This is a genomic window from Streptomyces triculaminicus (assembly GCF_017349075.1).
In the GTDB taxonomy this organism is placed as follows: Bacteria; Actinomycetota; Actinomycetes; order Streptomycetales; family Streptomycetaceae; genus Streptomyces; species Streptomyces triculaminicus.
In genome coordinates, this window is record NZ_JAFMOF010000001.1 from 1,523,941 (window position 1) to 1,539,431 (window position 15,491).

Below are 15,491 nucleotides of genomic sequence, written 5' to 3' on the forward strand. Positions count from 1 at the left end.
ACAGACGCAGGTGTGTTCGCCTACGCTGTTTCACGCCAGTCACTGCGATGCTCTCCCGCATCACCTCTGACCTCACTCTTGTGGGTGATGAGGTGTGTCCGTATTGCCGACTGTGTCATCGCCTGCCCACCGCGGCTCGGGCGAAACGCCCCACTTTGACGGGGTTGGTCCGTGATGTCGTCCGCTCACTCCGTTGGGTGATCTGCCGCGTACGCATAGTCCGTTCGGGCCATTCAAGATTGGGCCCGAAGGGGGTGTTGCCCCCTGTCCGCCTTCCGTAACGTCCTCAACTGGCAACGGTGAATATGCCGCTGCCGCCGTGGGGGAGCCTCGATTCGGGAGAGGACGGCGCCAGCATGGGCTGGGTAACCGACTGGAGTGCGCAGGCCGCCTGCCGCACGACCGATCCGGACGAACTTTTCGTTCAGGGCGCAGCACAGAACAGGGCCAAAGCGGTCTGCACCGGCTGCCCGGTGCGCACCGAGTGCCTCGCGGACGCTCTCGACAACCGCGTCGAGTTCGGCGTGTGGGGCGGCATGACGGAGCGTGAGCGCCGGGCGCTCCTGCGGCGCAGGCCGACGGTCATGTCCTGGCGCAGGCTCCTGGAGACCGCGCGGACGGAGTACGAGCGCGGTGCGGGCATCCTGCCGCTCGGCGAGCCGGAGTACGACGAGTACGCCGCGGTGGGCTAGCCACGGGCCCCCAGGGCCCGCTGACGGCCGTCCGCGCGCCGCGTGGACGCCGTGGACGCACCGGCCGGTGATCGGCGCGCCGTCAGTTCCCCTGCCACGCCCCGGAGTCGTCGGGTCCGCCGTCGTGGGTCATGCCGACGGAGACATCCTCGGTTCCGGGTTCGTCGCGTCGGCTTCTTCCGTGCGGCCGTGCCCTTCCGTACCGTCGTGCCCTTCCGTGGGGCCGTGTGTTTCTTCGGCGAGGTCGTCCGCCTGTACGGCGAGGCGGACGCCGATCGCCCGCAGCCCGGCCAGGTCGTGCACATCGCCGGGCAGTGCGGCCACTTCCGCCACCGGGACCTCGGGGTGCAGGGCGGTGAAGCGATCGCGCGTGCGCTGCTCGCGCGCGAGCACACGCATGCGCTCGGCGTGCAGCCGCAGCAGCCCGGCGGCGAGCCGTGCGGAGGTCTCCGCCGATTCCGCTGTGGCGTCCGAGGTCGTCGCTCCCGAGGACGCGGGCTGGGGGAAGCCGCTCTCGGGAGAGGACGTGTCCGTGGGAGTGACGATGCCAGGGTCGTCAGCGGTACGTGAGCCAGCCTGCCCGCTGCCACGATCCACAATGCCGGAGCCGTCAAGATTTTCTGTGTATTCGGATGTTCCGCTCGTCAGCGCCTCTGCGGCCGCCAGCGCCCGCTCCGCCGTGAGCCGGGCCGCCCCGCTGCCGTGCACCCGGTTCAGTACGAGCCCGGCCAGGGGCATCCGTTCCGCCGCCAGCCGCTCCACGAAGTAGGTGGCCTCCCGCAGGGCGTCCCGCTCGGGCGCGGCGACGACCAGGAAGGCCGTACCCGGCGCCTGCAGCAGGCGGTAGGTGGCGTCGGCGCGGGTACGGAAGCCGCCGAACATGGTGTCCATCGCGGCGACGAAGGTCTGTACGTCGCGCAGGAGCTGGGCCCCCATCAGTTTGTTCAACGGCCCGCTCATCACGGACATGCCGACGCCCAGGAACTTCATCCCGGCCCGTCCGCCGATCTTCGCCGGTGCCATCAGCACCTTGATGAACTTTCCGTCCAGGAAGGAGCCCAGCCGGACCGGGGCGTCCAGGAAGTCCAGCGCGGAGCGGCTCGGCGGGGTGTCCACGACGATCAGGTCCCACTCGTCGCGGGCGCGGAGCTGGCCGAGCTTCTCCATGGCCATGTACTCCTGCGTGCCGGCGAAGCCGGCCGACAGGGACTGGTAGAAGGGGTTCTCCAGGATCGCCCGGGCGCGCTCCTTGTCGGCGTGCGCCTCGACGATCTCGTCGAAGGTCCGCTTCATGTCGAGCATCATGGCGTGCAGCTCGCCACCGGCGGAGCCGTCGATGCCGGGCACCCGGCGGGGTACGTTGTCGAGCTCGTCGATGCCCATCGACTGCGCCAGGCGGCGCGCCGGGTCGATGGTCAGGACGACGACCTTCCGGCCGCGCTCCGCGGCCCGTACGCCCAGGGCGGCCGCGGTCGTGGTCTTGCCGACGCCGCCGGAGCCGCAGCACACCACGATGCGGGTGCGGGGATTGTCGAGGATCGGGTCTATGTCGAGCGGTTCCACAGCCTGATCGAGGGTCACGCGGACACTCCTTGCTCTGATCGCTCGGTGAACTGCTTCCGCAGTTCGCGGGCCATGCGGTAGAGCCCCGCGAGGTCCACGCCGTCGCCGAGCAGCCGCAGTTCGTACGTGGGCAGGCCGAAGCGGGCCACCTCGGCGCGCCCCTGGTGCTCGAGCGCGAGCCGCTCGGTGTGCTCGAGCGCCTGCTCCAGCAGGGGATCGACGAGCTGCTCCGCGAGGCCCGTGCGCCGTGCGCCGCCCGGGGTGGTGCGCTCCAGGGCGTGTGCCAGGGCGTGCACGACATCCGCGCGCCGGCCGTTCGCGGCGGCTTCGACGGCCGCCTCACCGAGTATCTCGGGCCGCACCATGTTGATGACGACCCCGCCGACGGGAAGCCCGGCGGCGCGCAGCTCGGCGATGCCGTCCGCCGTCTCCTGGACCGGCATCTCCTCCAGCAGCGTCACGAAGTGCACCGCCGTCTCCGGCGACTTGAGCACCCGCATGACGGCCTGCGCCTGATTGTGGATCGGTCCGATCCTGGCGAGCCCGGCCACTTCGTCGTTGACGTTGAGGAAGCGGGTGAGGCGCCCGGTGGGGGGCGCGTCCATGACGACGTAGTCGTAGGTGAAGCGACCTGTGCGGTCCTTCCTGCGCACCGCCTCGCACGCCTTGCCGGTCAGCAGGACGTCCCGCAGGCCGGGCGCGATGGTGGTGGCGAAGTCGATGGCGCCCAGCTTCTTCAGCGCCCGCCCGGCACTGCCGAGCTTGTAGAACATCTGGAGGTAGTCCAGGAGCGCCCGTTCGGCGTCGATGGCGAGCGCGTACACCTCGCCGCCTCCTGGAGCGACGGCGATCTTCCGTTCCTCGTAGGGCAGCGCCTCGGTCTCGAAGAGCTGCGCGATGCCCTGCCGGCCTTCGACCTCGACCAGCAGAGCGCGTTTGCCCTCGGCGGCGAGGGCAAGCGCTAGGGCCGCGGCGACCGTGGTCTTGCCGGTACCGCCCTTGCCGCTGACGACATGGAGCCTGCTCATGATTTGGAGCCTAACCAGTCCCCGCGCGGCCTACGCACGAGGCTGTCGGTGGAAGGCATTACAGTCAGGCCATGACCAAGTGGGAATACGCGACCGTGCCGCTTCTGGTGCACGCGACCAAGCAGATTCTGGACACCTGGGGCGAGGACGGCTGGGAGCTCGTCCAGGTCGTCCCGGGGCCGAACAACCCCGAGCAGCTGGTGGCCTACCTCAAGCGGGAAAAGCCGTGAGTGCCGTCGAGACCAAGCTCGCCGGGCTCGGGCTGACGCTGCCCGAGGTCGTGCCGCCGCTGGCCGCCTACCAGCCGGCCGTGCGGAGCGGTTCGTACGTGTACACCGCGGGCCAGCTCCCCATGGTCAAGGGCTCCATCTCGGAGACCGGCAAGGTCGGCGCCGAGGTCAGCCCGGAGACGGCCAAGGAACTGGCCCGGATCTGCGCGCTCAACGCCCTGGCCGCCGTGAAGTCCGTCATCGGTGACCTGGACCGCATCGAGCGGGTCGTGAAGGTCGTGGGCTTCGTCGCCTCCGCCCCGGACTTCACCGGCCAGCCGGGCGTCCTCAACGGCGCCAGCGAGCTGCTGGGCGAGGTGCTGGGCGACAAGGGCGTGCACGCCCGCTCGGCCGTGGGCGTGGCGGTCCTGCCGCTGGACGCTCCCGTCGAGGTCGAGATCATGGTGGAAGTGCGGGACTGACCGCCCCTGCCCCGGGGCCGCCCGGACGTCGTCCGGAGGCGGCCCGGGGCGAGCGGTCGCGGCCCGGTGCTCTCGAACATCCGCGCGTGAGCGCATAGCATCCGGCCATGTCGACTGCGAACGGCCAGTGGTACCCGCCGGAGTGGCCGGACCGGATCAGAGCGCTCGCCCGCGGCGAGCTCCGGCCCGTGGCGCCCCGCCGCGCCGCCACCGTCCTTCTGCTGCGCGCCGCCCCGGACGGCGTCGCCGTCCACATGCTGCGCAGACGCGCCTCCATGGCTTTCGGTGGGGGCGCGTACGCGTATCCGGGCGGTTCGGTGGACCCGCGCGACGAACGCGACGTCCCCTGGGCCGGCCCGCCGCGCACCGAGTGGGCCGCGCGGCTGGGCACCGACGCCGCGAGCGCCCAGGCCATCGTCTGTGCTGCCGTCCGCGAGACCTTCGAGGAGGCGGGCGTCCTGCTGGCCGGGCCCACCCCGGACACGGTCGTCGCCGACACCACGGGCGAGGAGTGGGAGGCCGACCGGGCCGCGCTCGTCAGCCGGGAGCTGTCGTTCGCCGACTTCCTCGACCGCCGCGGCCTGCTGCTGCGCAGCGACCTGCTGGGCGCCTGGGCCCGCTGGATCACCCCCGGGTTCGAGCCGCGCCGCTACGACACCTGGTTCTTCGTGGCCGCTCTCCCCGAGGGCCAGCGCACCCGCAACGCCTCCACGGAGGCCGATCGCACCGTGTGGGCCGTACCCGCCGAGGCCGCTGCGGGGTACGACCGCGGCGAGCTGCTCATGATGCCGCCGACCATCTCGACGCTGCGCTCCCTCGTCCCGTACGCGACGGTCGGCGAGGTCCTGGCCGCTTCGGGTGAGCGGGATCTCACGCCCGTCCTCGCACAGGCCCGGCTCGACGGGGAAGAGATCGTGCTGAGCTGGCCGGGGCACGAGGAGTTCACCAAGCACATCCCCTCGCGGGCGCCGGAAGCAGCAGAAGAAGGCTCAGAGTCAGCAGCCGAAGAATCTGAATCAGCCGCAGCAGAAGAAGCAGACGCAAACTCCTCAGGACCCGCGGGAGCCGACGCATGACGAACACCACCGACCTGCCCGGGCAGCCGCGTCCGGGCGCCCCCGGCGGACCGGCGACCGCCCGCGCCACCTGCGTGCTCGCCCCCAATCCGTCCGCCATGTCGCTCGACGGCACCAACACCTGGATCCTCGCCGAGCCCGGCTCGGACCTCGCGGTCGTCGTCGACCCCGGACCGCTGGACGAGGCCCACCTGGCCAACGTCGTCGCCACGGCCGAAGCGGCGGGCAAGCGCGTCGCCCTGACGCTCCTCACCCACGGCCACCCCGACCACTCCGACGGCGCCGCCCGCTTCGCCGAGCTGACGGGTACGCGCGTACGCGCGCTGGACCCCGCACTGCGGCTGGGCGGCGAGGGGCTCGGCGTCGGCGACGTGGTGACCACCGGCGGCCTGGAGCTGCACGTCATCTCCACGCCCGGCCACACCGCCGACTCCCTGTGCTTCCACCTTCCGGCCGAGGGCTCACTCCTCACCGGAGACACGGTCCTCGGGCGCGGTACGACGGTCGTCGCCCACCCCGACGGCCGGCTCGGCGACTACCTCGACTCGCTGCGCCGACTGCGCGCGCTCGCGGTCGACGAGGGCGTGGAGGTGCTGCTGCCGGGCCACGGTCCGGTGCTGGACGACGCCAAGGGCGTCATCGAGTACTACCTCGCCCACCGCGCCAAGCGGCTGGCCCAGGTCGAGACGGCCGTCGAGAACGGCGACCGCACGCCGGAGGACGTCGTGGCGGCCGTCTACGCGGACGTCGACCGGTCGCTGTGGCCGGCCGCGGAGCTGTCGGTACGGGCCCAGCTGGACTACCTGGAGGAGCGCGGCCTGATCTGAGTCCGGGTCCGAGTCCGGGTCCGGGTCCGAGCCCCTGATCCGAATCCGGGTCCGGGCCGGAGCCCGAGCCCGAGCGGAAACGACGAAGGGCCCCGCCGTGCGCCGTGGTGGCGCGTGGCGGGGCCCTTCGCGTGGATCAGCCGGGTCAGCGCGAGCGCTTCGCGAGGCGCTCCACGTCGAGCAGGATCACGGCGCGGGCCTCCAGGCGGAGCCAGCCGCGGCCGGCGAAGTCGGCGAGCGCCTTGTTGACGGTCTCCCGGGAGGCGCCGACGAGCTGGGCGAGCTCCTCCTGGGTGAGGTCGTGCACCACGTGGATGCCCTCTTCGGACTGGACGCCGAAGCGGCGGGACAGGTCCAGCAGGGCCTTGGCGACACGGCCGGGCACGTCGGAGAAGACGAGGTCCGACATCGAGTCGTTGGTGCGGCGCAGCCGGCGGGCGACGGCGCGCAGCAGGGCGGTGGCCACCTCGGGGCGCGCGTTGAGCCAGGGCTGGAGGTCGCCGTGGCCCAGGCCGAGCAGCTTGACCTCGGTGAGCGCGGTGGCGGTGGCGGTGCGCGGCCCGGGGTCGAAGAGGGACAGCTCGCCGATGAGCTCGCCGGGGCCGAGGACCGCCAGCATGTTCTCGCGGCCGTCGGGGGAGGTGCGGTGAAGCTTCACCTTGCCCTCGGTCACCACGTAGAGGCGGTCGCCCGGGTCGCCTTCGTGGAACAGGGCGTCGCCCCTTGCGAGGGTGACCTCGCCCATGGAGGCGCGCAGCTCAGCGGCCTGCTCGTCATCGAGCGCCGCGAAAAGCGGGGCGCGCCGCAGAACGTCGTCCACGAGTTCTCTCCTTGTCGACATGCACAGAGGACCGTGGTCCCCATGATGCCCGTCGGTAAAACTGTGTGATCAAACACAAGTGTGGCGCATCGTCGCCCGGAGCCCTACGGCAGGGGTCCGATTGGGCTGTGGTTTTCCTGCGGTCGGGGCGGATGTCAGTGCTGGGCTTTAGTCTGGCCGGGTGTCCAATACGCCGGTGAGAGCAGAGGGCAAGGGGGCCGGGAGGGTGACGTCGACCGGTAATTCCGCTGTGGGCGAACGCGCCGAAATGGAGAGCGCAAAAGCGGCAAAAAAGAAAAAATCCCCGGCGAAGTCCGAGTCGCGGACCGCCCTCGTCCGGCGCGCCCGCCGGATCAATCGCGAGCTCGCCGAGGTCTATCCGTACGCACATCCCGAGCTGGATTTCGACAATCCGTTCCAGCTCCTCGTCGCCACGGTCCTCTCCGCCCAGACCACGGACCTGAGGGTCAACCAGACCACCCCCGCCCTCTTCGCCGCCTACCCCACTCCCGAGGACATGGCGGCCGCCGACCCGGAGAAGCTGGAGCAGCTGATCCGGCCGACCGGCTTCTTCCGTGCCAAGGCGAAGTCCCTGATCGGCCTCTCCACCGCGCTGCGGGACCGCTTCGACGGCGAGGTGCCCGGCCGCCTGGCGGACCTGGTCACCCTTCCCGGAGTCGGCCGCAAGACCGCCAACGTCGTGCTGGGCAACGCGTTCGGCGTGCCGGGCATAACGGTCGACACGCACTTCGGCCGGCTGGTCCGGCGCTGGAAGTGGACCGAGGCGGAGGACGCGGAGAAGGTCGAGGCGGAGGTCTGCTCGCTCTTCCCGAAGAGCGAGTGGACGATGCTCTCGCACCGCGTGATCTTCCACGGCCGGCGCGTCTGCCACTCCCGCCGGCCCGCCTGCGGTGCCTGCCCGATCGCCCCGCTCTGCCCGTCCTACGGCGAGGGCGAGACCGACCCGGAGAAGGCGAAGAAGCTGCTCAAGTACGAGATGGGCGGCCGGCCGGGACAGCGGCTCAAGCCCCCGCCGGACTATCCGGGCCTGCCCGCTCGTCCCCTGGGAGCCGAGTGAGCGAGGGCACGCCGGACGACCGCACGCCGGAACACCGCACGCTGCAGGACCGCACGCCGCAGGACCGTACGACAGCCGGGGAAGCCGCCGGGGAAGGCCAGGGGATACGGATGACGAGGACGTACGGCGGTCAGGCCGCGGGGGCGGAGCAGGCGGAGGAGATCGTGATCTCCTCGGACGGGCTGCCCGAGTGGCTGGAGCCGGTCGCGCGGGCCGCGCGGACCATCGAGCCGCAGCAGCTCAGCCGCTTCCTGCCGCCGGAGTCGGGCGGCCGCCAGTCCGCCGTGCTCGTCCTCTTCGGCGAGGGCGACCTCGGCCCCGAGCTGCTGCTCCTCGAGCGGGCCGGCACGCTGCGCTCGCACGCCGGGCAGCCCTCCTTCCCCGGCGGTGCCCTCGACCCGGAGGACGGCGACCCGGAGGGTGACGGCCCGGTCCGGGCGGCGCTGCGCGAGGCCGAGGAGGAGACCGGGCTCGACCCGTCCGGCGTCCAGGTCTTCGGCGTGCTGCCCCGGCTCTACATCCCCGTGAGCGGCTTCGTGGTGACGCCCGTGCTCGGCTGGTGGCGCAAGCCCAGTCCGGTCGCGCCCGTCTCCGCGCAGGAGACGGCCCGGGTGTTCACCGTGCCGGTCGCCGAGCTCACCGACCCGGCGAAGCGGGCGACGACCGTGCACCCCAGCGGCCAGCGGGGCGCGGCCTTCAAGGTGGGCCCGGCGCTGGTGTGGGGGTTCACCGCAGGGGTGATCGACCGCATCCTGCACTACGCGGGATGGGAGCTGCCCTGGGACCGCGAGCGGGAGGTCCCGCTGGACTGGCGCCCCCGACCGGCATGAGACGGTGGCCCCGCGAGGCCACGACGACTGCAATGCGAGGCATCTTTCGGTGAACGTGCTGGACATCGTGCTGATGATCGCCGCCGTGTGGTTCGCGGTCATCGGCTACCGCCAGGGCTTCGTCGTCGGCGTGCTCTCGGTCATCGGCTTTCTGGGCGGCGGCCTCGCCGCCGTCTACGCGCTGCCCGTGATCTGGGCCGCCACCACCGGCGACGCCGAGCCCGGCACGATCGCGGCCATCCTCGCCGTCGTCATCGTCATCGTCTGCGCCTCCGTGGGCCAGGCCGCCACCACCCACCTCGGCAACAAGCTCCGTCGCCACATCACCTGGTCCCCGGCGCGCGCCCTCGACGCCACGGGCGGCGCGCTCGTCAACGTCGTCGCGATGCTGCTGGTGGCCTGGCTGATCGGCTCCGCGCTCGCCGGTACGACCCTGCCGACGCTGGGCCGGGAGGTGCGCGGCTCCAAGGTGCTGCTCGGCGTCGCCCGGGTGATTCCGTCGCAGGCCAACACCTGGTTCGCGGACTTCAGCACCGTCCTCGCGCAGAACGGCTTCCCGCAGGTCTTCGCGCCGTTCTCCACCGAGCCCATCACGTCGGTGCCCGCGCCCGACCCCGCGCTCGCGAACAGCCCCGTGGCCGTGGCCGCCCAGCGCAGCATCGTCAAGGTCGTCGGCAGCGCCCCCGGCTGCGGCAAGGTCCTGGAGGGCACCGGCTTCGTCTTCGCGCCCAACCGGGTGATGACCAACGCCCACGTCGTCGGCGGGGTGGACGAGCCGACCGTGCAGATCGGCGGCCAGGGAAAGCTCTACGACGCCAGGGTCGTCCTCTACGACTGGAGGCGCGACATCGCCGTGCTCGACGTGCCCGCCCTGGACGCGCCGGCCCTGCCGTTCGCCGGGTCCGACGCGCAGAGCGGCAAGAGCGCCATCGTCGCCGGCTTCCCCGAGAACGGCTCGTACGACGTACGCGCCGCCCGCGTCCGCAGCCGGGTCCAGGCCAAGGGCCCGGACATCTACCACCGTGGCAACGTCCGCCGCGATGTGTACTCCCTCTACGCCACCGTGCGGCAGGGCAACTCCGGCGGCCCGCTGCTCACGCCGGACGGCGAGGTCTACGGCGTCGTCTTCGCCAAGTCCCTGGACGATCCCGACACGGGGTACGCCCTGACGGCCGACGAGGTGCGTGGGGATGCCCTCTACGGCCGTACCGCCACGACCCGGGCCGACACCCAGGGCTGCGCTCTCTGAGCCCGTCCCGGGGCGATCAGCGGCCTCACGCCGTCCGTGGCGGTCGTGACGGCCTCGGCGTCAGCGGCTGCGGGGATGCCGCAGCCGCGCCGACACCCATCGGGCGCGACGGTGGATGATCCGCGGGATGCCGATCCGGGGGTCCGGCTCGGCCCCCGGACGATGATCGCCCCGTCCCGGCGTATCCGTCACCGCCACGGCGGCGTCGGCATCGCCGCGCTCCTGAGTCACGTCGGTCACGTCACGGTAGTCGTGCGTCCAGCCCATACCAAAAGCTCTGCCCGGGCCCAAAGGTCGGTAATCGCCCGTGGGCCCGGCAATTGGCCTATGCGCGAGGCAATTGGCTGTTCGATGAACGAACGTTCCTGTCCGTTCATCGGTACATCACCCGTGTGTAGGGCCATACGGGGCCGTCCGGGGGTGCCTGACGCCCCTGACGTGCCCGGCCGCCCGGAAACGCCTACCGGTCGGGCTCGGGGTCCTTCAGCCAGCTGACCAGCTCCGCCGAGAAGGCGACGGGGTCCTCCTCGTGAGGGAAGTGCCCGAGGCCGTCGAAGAGCCGCCAGCGGTAGGGCGCCTCGACGTATTCGCCGGAGCCCGCGGCGCTGCGCGTGCGCATCACCGGATCGAGGGAGCCGTGCAGGTGCAGCGTCGGCACCCGCACCGGCCGCTTCATACGGCGGTTGAACTGCATGCCGTCCGGGCGGGCCATGGACCGCACCATCCAGCGGTACGGCTCGATGGAGCAGTGCGCCGTGGAGGGGATCGTCATCGCCCGCCGGTAGACGTCGACGGACTCGTCGTCCGGCAGCCTCGGGCCGGACCAGTCCCGGATCAGCCGCCCCACCAGCGCCGCGTCGTCCGCGACCAGCCGGCGTTCGGGCAGCCACGGCCGCTGGAAGCCCCAGATATGGGAGCTCGCGGTGCTCTGCTTGACGTCGGCGAGCATGGCGGAGCGCCAGCGGCGCGGGTGCGGCATCGAGGACACCGCCAGCCGGCGCACCAGCTTGGGCCGCATCACGGCGGCGGTCCAGGCGAGGTAACCGCCCAGGTCGTGCCCGACCAGCGCGGCGTCCGGCTCGCCGAGGGAACGGATCACGCCCGTGATGTCGAGGGCGAGGTTGGCGGGGTCGTAGCCCCGGGGCGTACGGTCGCTGCCGCCCACCCCTCGCAGGTCCATCGCCACCGCCCGGAACCCGGCCTCCGCGAGCGCCGGCATCTGATGCCGCCACGTCCACCAGAACTGCGGAAAGCCGTGCAGCAGCAGCACCAGCGGCCCCTCGCCCATCTCGGCGATGTGGAACCGGGCCCCGTTCGCCGCGACCTCCCGGTGCGTCCAGGGGCCGTCCGGTCGTACGACCGCGGTGGGCGAGGTCCCCGACCCGCCCGGTGCGGGCGGCGCCGAGGGGACCTCGGGCCGGTCGGGGTCGGGGGACGCGGGCGCTGCGGAGGTATCGGGCACCGTCATACGGACGAGCGTGTCACAGATGCGTCCGCCGGGCTCGTGTCGGTCAGGGGACGCGGGTGCGGCTTGACGGTGCCGAGCACCGCGGCCGTCTCCTTGGCCGAGGCGATGCTCTTCTCGGGCTTCTTGATCTTCTTGAACTTGGCCACGGCCATCAGCCCGAGCAGCGCCGCGAGCAGCAGGTAGGCGCCACCGGTGATCAGGAACGACCAGGCGAGCCCGAGGCCGAGGTTGTGGATCCCGTACGCCGCCGCGAAGCTCAGCACCGGCAGGGAGAAGAGCGCCAGGACACCCGCGGCGATGATGGCACCGCCGCCGATGCCCAGTCGGCGGGCGTCCTGTCGCAGCTCGGCCTTGGCCAGCGCGATCTCGTCGTGCACCAGCGCGGACAGCTCCGTGGTGGCCGCCGCCACCAGCTGGCCGAGGCTGCGGTTCGCGCCGTCGTCGGCTGCGCTCATCGGCTGCTCCCTCATCGTCATCAGCTCGGGCGTAAAGACTCTCAGATCATGCCGGACCGTCGCCCAGGGTGGTGCGCTCCGAGGCGACTTGTGCCAGTTTGCGGTGCGTGGCCGCCTTCGCCTCGTACAGGGCGGCCATGCGCAGGTGGAACTCGGGATTGTCCTGCTCGTAGATGTCCGGGATGCCGTCCTCGTCGTCGTCGCGGTCCTCTTCCGCGCACAGCTTCTTGTACTTGTTGTCGCGCAGTTTGAGGAGTACGGACGCGAGAATCGCCGCGATCAGGGAGCCCACGAGCACGGCGGCCTTGATCTCCGAGACCAGGAGCGCGTCGTCGCCGAACGCGAGCTCGCCGATCAGCAGGGACACCGTGAAGCCGATGCCGGCCAGCGAGGCGACGGCCAGGACGTCCGGCCACTTCAGGTCCGGGTTGAGCTCCGCCCTGGTGAAGCGGGCCGCCGCCCAGGTGCCGCCGAAGACCCCCACCGCCTTGCCCAGGACCAGGCCCAGGACGACGCCCAGCGTCTCCGGTCGGGTGAAGACGTCCGCCAGCGCGCCGCCGGTGACGGCCACGCCCGCCGAGAGCAGCGCGAACAGCGGCACCGCCAGGCCCGCCGACAGGGGGCGCACGATGTGCTCGATGTGCTCGCCGGGGGAGCGCTCCTCGGCGTCGCGCCGGGTACAGCGCAGCATGAGCCCCATGGCGACGCCCGCGATCGTCGCGTGGACGCCGCTGTTGTACATCAGCGCCCAGTTGACGAAGGCCAGCGGTACGTAGACGTACCAGCCGCGCACCCCCTTGCGCAGCAGCAGCCAGAAGACCACCAGGCCCAGCACGGCGAAGCCGAGGGCGGCGAAGTTCAGCCGCGAGGTGAAGAACACCGCGATGATCAGGATCGCGAAGAGGTCGTCGACGACCGCGAGGGTCAGCAGGAACGCCCGCAGCGCCGAGGGCAGGGCGGTGCCGATGACGGCGAGCACGCCGAGGGCGAAGGCGATGTCGGTGGCGGTGGGCACGGCCCAGCCGGCGAGCGAGCCGCCGCCGCTGGAGGCGACGGTGAAGTAGACGAGGGCCGGGGCGGCCATGCCGCAGAGCGCGGCGACGACCGGGAGCATCGCGGCCTTGGGGTCGCGCAGCTCACCGGCGACCAGCTCGCGCTTGAGCTCGATGCCGGCGACGAAGAAGAAGACGGCGAGCAGACCGTCGGCGGCCCAGTGCTGCAGGGAGAGGTCCAGGCCGATGGCGGCGGGTCCGACGTGGAAGGAGCGCACGGCCTCGTAGCTGTCGCGCAGGGGGGTGTTCGCCCAGATCAGCGCGGCGACGGCGGCGACGAGCAGCAGTACACCGCCGACGGTCTCGGTACGCAGCGCCTCCGCGAGGTGGTTCCGTTCGGGCAGCGGAAGCCTGCCGAGGAAGACGGAGCGGCGGTTCTTGGGCGCGGCCACGGTGGTGGACCTCCTGGGGTCGGCGTCGACTGAAAACACGTGGGTACACGTGTGTTGTGTGCCGACCAGACTTCCCGGCGCGCCTCTGATTCTTGTCGCGATATTGACGCGGCAAGTACTTACTTTAGCCGGAATGGGTGAAGGGCACCCGGCGCGTTGCCGGGTGCCCTTCGTTCACGCGGGCCGTGGCGGCCGTGGTGGCCGTGAAGGTCAGTCCTCGCTGGGGGCGGCGGGGAGCTTGGCCTGGATAAGGTCCATGACCGAGGAGTCGGTCAGCGTGGTCACGTCGCCGAGGGCGCGGTTTTCGGCCACATCGCGCAGCAGGCGGCGCATGATCTTGCCGGAGCGGGTCTTGGGCAGCTCGGCGACCGGCAGGACCCGCTTGGGCTTGGCGATCGGGCCGAGCTGCTTGGCCACATGGGCGCGCAGCTCCTCGGTGAGGCCTTCGGCGTCGGCGTCCACGCCGCTGCGCAGGATGACGAACGCGCAGATCGCCTGGGTGGTCTGCGGGTCCGTCGCGCCGACGACCGCCGCCTCGGCCACCTTGGGGTGGGAGACGAGGGCGGACTCGACCTCGGTGGTGGAGATGTTGTGGCCGGAGACGAGCATGACGTCGTCCACGCGGCCGAGCAGCCAGATGTCGCCGTCCTCGTCCTTCTTGGCGCCGTCGCCGGCGAAGTAGGTGTTCTCGAAGCGGGACCAGTAGGTGTCGATGTAGCGCTGGTCGTCGCCCCAGATCGTGCGGAGCATGGACGGCCACGGCTCGGTCAGGACGAGGTAGCCGCCGGAGCCGTCGGGCACCTCCTCGCCGTGGTCGTCCACGACGGTGGCGGCGATGCCGGGCAGCGGCACCTGTGCCGAACCGGGCTTGGTCTCGGTCACCCCCGGCAGCGGGCTGATCATCATCGCGCCGGTCTCGGTCTGCCACCAGGTGTCGACCACGGGGGTGGCGTCGGCGCCGATGTGCTTGCGGTACCAGATCCAGGCCTCGGGGTTGATGGGCTCACCGACCGAGCCGAGGATGCGCAGGCTGGACAGGTCGAACTTGGCGGGGATGTCGTCGCCCCACTTCATGGCCGCGCGGATCGCGGTGGGCGCGGTGTAGAGGATCGTGACGCCGTACTTCTGCACGATCTCCCACCAGCGGCCCTGGTGCGGGCTGTCGGGCGTGCCCTCGTAGAGCACCTGGGTGGCGGCGTTGCTCAGCGGCCCGTAGACGATGTACGAGTGGCCGGTCACCCAGCCGACGTCGGCGGTGCACCAGAAGACATCGGTCTCCGGCTTGAGGTCGAAGACGGCGTGGTGGGTGTACGAGGTCTGGGTGAGGTAGCCGCCGGTGGTGTGCAGGATGCCCTTCGGCTTACCCGTGGTGCCCGAGGTGTAGAGGATGAACAGCGGGTGCTCGGCGTCGAACGCCTCGGGGGTGTGCCGGTCGGACTGCCGCTCGACGAGGTCGTGCCACCACACGTCGCGGCCCTCGGTCCAGGCGATGTCCTCCTGGCCCGTGCGGCGGACGACGAGCACGCTGCGGACATTCTCGGTGCCGGGGCGGGTGAGGGCCTCGTCGACGGCGGGCTTGAGCGCGGAGGCCTTGCCGCGGCGGTACCCCCCGTCGGCGGTGATGACGACGCGGGCGTCGGCGTCGTGGACGCGGGTCGCCAGGGCGTCGGCGGAGAAGCCGCCGAAGACGAGCGAGTGAGGAGCGCCGATGCGGGCGCAGGCCAGCATCGAGATGACCGCCTCGGGGATCATCGGCAGGTAGATGGCGACCCGGTCGCCGGCCCGCACGCCCAGCTCGATCAGGGCGTTGGCGGCCTTGGAGACCTCGCTCTGGAGCTCGGCGTACGTGATCGAGCGGGTGTCGCCCGGCTCGCCCTCGAAGTGCAGGGCCACACGGTCGCCCAGGCCGTTCTCCACGTGGCGGTCGACGCAGTTGTAGGCCACGTTCAGCTTGCCGTCGGCGAACCACTTCGCGAACGGCGGGTTCGACCAGTCGAGGGTCTCGGTGGGCTCGGTCTCCCAGCTCAGGCGGCGGGCCTGCGCGGCCCAGAAGCCCAGCCGATCCGCCGCCGCCTGCTCGTACGCCTCCGCGGTGACGTTGGCCCGGGCGGCCAGGCCCGCAGGCGGTGCGAAGCGGCGCTCCTCCTTCAGGAGGTTGGCCAGGCTTTCGTTGCTCACGACATCTCCCTTTCCCAGGGGGCTCGTTGCTCCCGGCCATAGCTCATCAGCCCGGGGCACACCCTGACAAGGGGTGTGGGTAAAAACTGGTT

16 protein-coding genes are annotated in these 15,491 nt (G+C 71.5%); 8 read left to right on the forward strand and 8 right to left on the reverse strand.

Features of this window, described 5'->3' with window-relative positions; translation table 11 throughout:
* The first annotated feature begins 356 nt into the window (after window positions 1-356).
* Window positions 357-692, forward strand: a complete 336-nt coding sequence (locus tag J1792_RS07105) for a WhiB family transcriptional regulator (protein ID WP_179198708.1) — start codon at window positions 357-359, stop codon at window positions 690-692.
* A gap of 129 nt (window positions 693-821) precedes the next feature.
* Here J1792_RS07105 and bagB read toward each other — a convergent pair whose 3' ends face one another.
* Together bagB and bagA are read right to left on the reverse strand one after the other, a co-directional pair.
* Window positions 822-2,273 (reverse strand): ATPase BagB, encoded by a 1,452-nt coding sequence (bagB, locus tag J1792_RS07110; RefSeq protein WP_207246846.1) that lies wholly within the window; start codon window positions 2,271-2,273, stop codon window positions 822-824.
* The gene (gene bagA / locus J1792_RS07115) at window positions 2,270-3,283 is read right to left on the reverse strand and encodes an ATPase BagA (protein WP_207246847.1); all 1,014 of its coding nucleotides are present in this window, start codon (window positions 3,281-3,283) and stop codon (window positions 2,270-2,272) included. Before bagA ends, bagB begins: the two co-directional genes overlap by 4 nt.
* Before the next feature lie 71 nt (window positions 3,284-3,354).
* Here bagA and sp36 point away from each other — a divergent pair, with 71 nt between their 5' ends.
* The 4 genes from sp36 (at window position 3,355) to J1792_RS07135 (ending at window position 5,877) form a co-directional block, all read left to right on the forward strand.
* Window positions 3,355-3,513 (forward strand): Sp36 family protein, encoded by a 159-nt coding sequence (sp36, locus tag J1792_RS07120; protein WP_019992579.1) that lies wholly within the window; start codon window positions 3,355-3,357, stop codon window positions 3,511-3,513.
* The gene (locus J1792_RS07125; protein ID WP_086565965.1) at window positions 3,510-3,974 is read left to right on the forward strand and encodes a RidA family protein; all 465 of its coding nucleotides are present in this window, start codon (window positions 3,510-3,512) and stop codon (window positions 3,972-3,974) included. Before sp36 ends, J1792_RS07125 begins: the two co-directional genes overlap by 4 nt.
* A gap of 107 nt (window positions 3,975-4,081) precedes the next feature.
* Entirely contained in the window at window positions 4,082-5,050 is a 969-nt protein-coding gene (locus J1792_RS07130; protein WP_086565964.1) for an NUDIX hydrolase, read from the forward strand.
* A complete protein-coding gene (locus J1792_RS07135) occupies window positions 5,047-5,877 on the forward strand; it encodes an MBL fold metallo-hydrolase (RefSeq protein WP_086565963.1) in 831 nt (276 codons plus the stop codon). The genes J1792_RS07130 and J1792_RS07135 overlap by 4 nt, the downstream gene beginning before the upstream one ends.
* A gap of 145 nt (window positions 5,878-6,022) precedes the next feature.
* Here the strand turns inward: J1792_RS07135 and J1792_RS07140 are convergent, their stop codons facing one another.
* Window positions 6,023-6,697 carry a Crp/Fnr family transcriptional regulator gene (locus J1792_RS07140; protein ID WP_004939715.1) on the reverse strand — a complete coding sequence of 225 codons (675 nt, stop codon included), beginning with the start codon at window positions 6,695-6,697 and terminating at the stop codon, window positions 6,023-6,025.
* 268 nt (window positions 6,698-6,965) lie between these two features.
* Between J1792_RS07140 and nth the strand changes: the two genes are divergently transcribed.
* The 3 genes from nth to J1792_RS07155 all read left to right on the forward strand — a co-directional run bounded on the left by nth (window position 6,966) and on the right by J1792_RS07155 (window position 9,854).
* Complete coding sequence (gene nth / locus J1792_RS07145; protein WP_086565962.1) at window positions 6,966-7,775, forward strand: endonuclease III; 810 nt, start codon at window positions 6,966-6,968, stop codon at window positions 7,773-7,775.
* A 110-nt stretch (window positions 7,776-7,885) separates the two neighbouring features.
* Complete coding sequence (locus J1792_RS07150) at window positions 7,886-8,605, forward strand: NUDIX hydrolase (protein WP_086565976.1); 720 nt, start codon at window positions 7,886-7,888, stop codon at window positions 8,603-8,605.
* Between the two features lie 49 nt (window positions 8,606-8,654).
* Window positions 8,655-9,854 carry a MarP family serine protease gene (locus J1792_RS07155; protein ID WP_086565961.1) on the forward strand — a complete coding sequence of 400 codons (1,200 nt, stop codon included), beginning with the start codon at window positions 8,655-8,657 and terminating at the stop codon, window positions 9,852-9,854.
* Between the two features lie 60 nt (window positions 9,855-9,914).
* Here J1792_RS07155 and J1792_RS07160 read toward each other — a convergent pair whose 3' ends face one another.
* From J1792_RS07160 to acs, 5 genes are all read right to left on the reverse strand, one after another.
* Window positions 9,915-10,121: a hypothetical protein gene (locus J1792_RS07160; protein WP_086565960.1), complete on the reverse strand. Its 207-nt coding sequence runs from the start codon at window positions 10,119-10,121 to the stop codon at window positions 9,915-9,917.
* A 193-nt stretch (window positions 10,122-10,314) separates the two neighbouring features.
* The gene (locus J1792_RS07165) at window positions 10,315-11,322 is read right to left on the reverse strand and encodes an alpha/beta fold hydrolase (protein ID WP_086565959.1); all 1,008 of its coding nucleotides are present in this window, start codon (window positions 11,320-11,322) and stop codon (window positions 10,315-10,317) included.
* Window positions 11,319-11,777: a phage holin family protein gene (locus J1792_RS07170; RefSeq protein WP_086565958.1), complete on the reverse strand. Its 459-nt coding sequence runs from the start codon at window positions 11,775-11,777 to the stop codon at window positions 11,319-11,321. Before J1792_RS07170 ends, J1792_RS07165 begins: the two co-directional genes overlap by 4 nt.
* Before the next feature lie 46 nt (window positions 11,778-11,823).
* Entirely contained in the window at window positions 11,824-13,221 is a 1,398-nt protein-coding gene (gene nhaA, locus J1792_RS07175) for a Na+/H+ antiporter NhaA (RefSeq protein ID WP_207246848.1), read from the reverse strand.
* A gap of 210 nt (window positions 13,222-13,431) precedes the next feature.
* Window positions 13,432-15,399, reverse strand: coding sequence for an acetate--CoA ligase (acs, locus tag J1792_RS07180; RefSeq protein ID WP_086565956.1), 1,968 nt, complete (start codon window positions 15,397-15,399; stop codon window positions 13,432-13,434).
* Window positions 15,400-15,491: the final 92 nt, after the last annotated feature.

Coding starts and splice junctions, on each gene's coding strand:
- J1792_RS07105 (WP_179198708.1), top strand. CDS start 357: ATGGGCTGGGTAACCGACTGGAGTGCGCAGGCCGCCTGCCGCACGACC.
- bagA (WP_207246847.1), bottom strand. CDS start 3,283: ATGAGCAGGCTCCATGTCGTCAGCGGCAAGGGCGGTACCGGCAAGACC.
- sp36 (WP_019992579.1), top strand. CDS start 3,355: ATGACCAAGTGGGAATACGCGACCGTGCCGCTTCTGGTGCACGCGACC.
- J1792_RS07130 (WP_086565964.1), top strand. CDS start 4,082: ATGTCGACTGCGAACGGCCAGTGGTACCCGCCGGAGTGGCCGGACCGG.
- J1792_RS07135 (WP_086565963.1), top strand. CDS start 5,047: ATGACGAACACCACCGACCTGCCCGGGCAGCCGCGTCCGGGCGCCCCC.
- nth (WP_086565962.1), top strand. CDS start 6,966: ATGGAGAGCGCAAAAGCGGCAAAAAAGAAAAAATCCCCGGCGAAGTCC.
- J1792_RS07150 (WP_086565976.1), top strand. CDS start 7,886: ATGACGAGGACGTACGGCGGTCAGGCCGCGGGGGCGGAGCAGGCGGAG.
- J1792_RS07160 (WP_086565960.1), bottom strand. CDS start 10,121: ATGGGCTGGACGCACGACTACCGTGACGTGACCGACGTGACTCAGGAG.
- J1792_RS07165 (WP_086565959.1), bottom strand. CDS start 11,322: ATGACGGTGCCCGATACCTCCGCAGCGCCCGCGTCCCCCGACCCCGAC.
- J1792_RS07170 (WP_086565958.1), bottom strand. CDS start 11,777: ATGAGCGCAGCCGACGACGGCGCGAACCGCAGCCTCGGCCAGCTGGTG.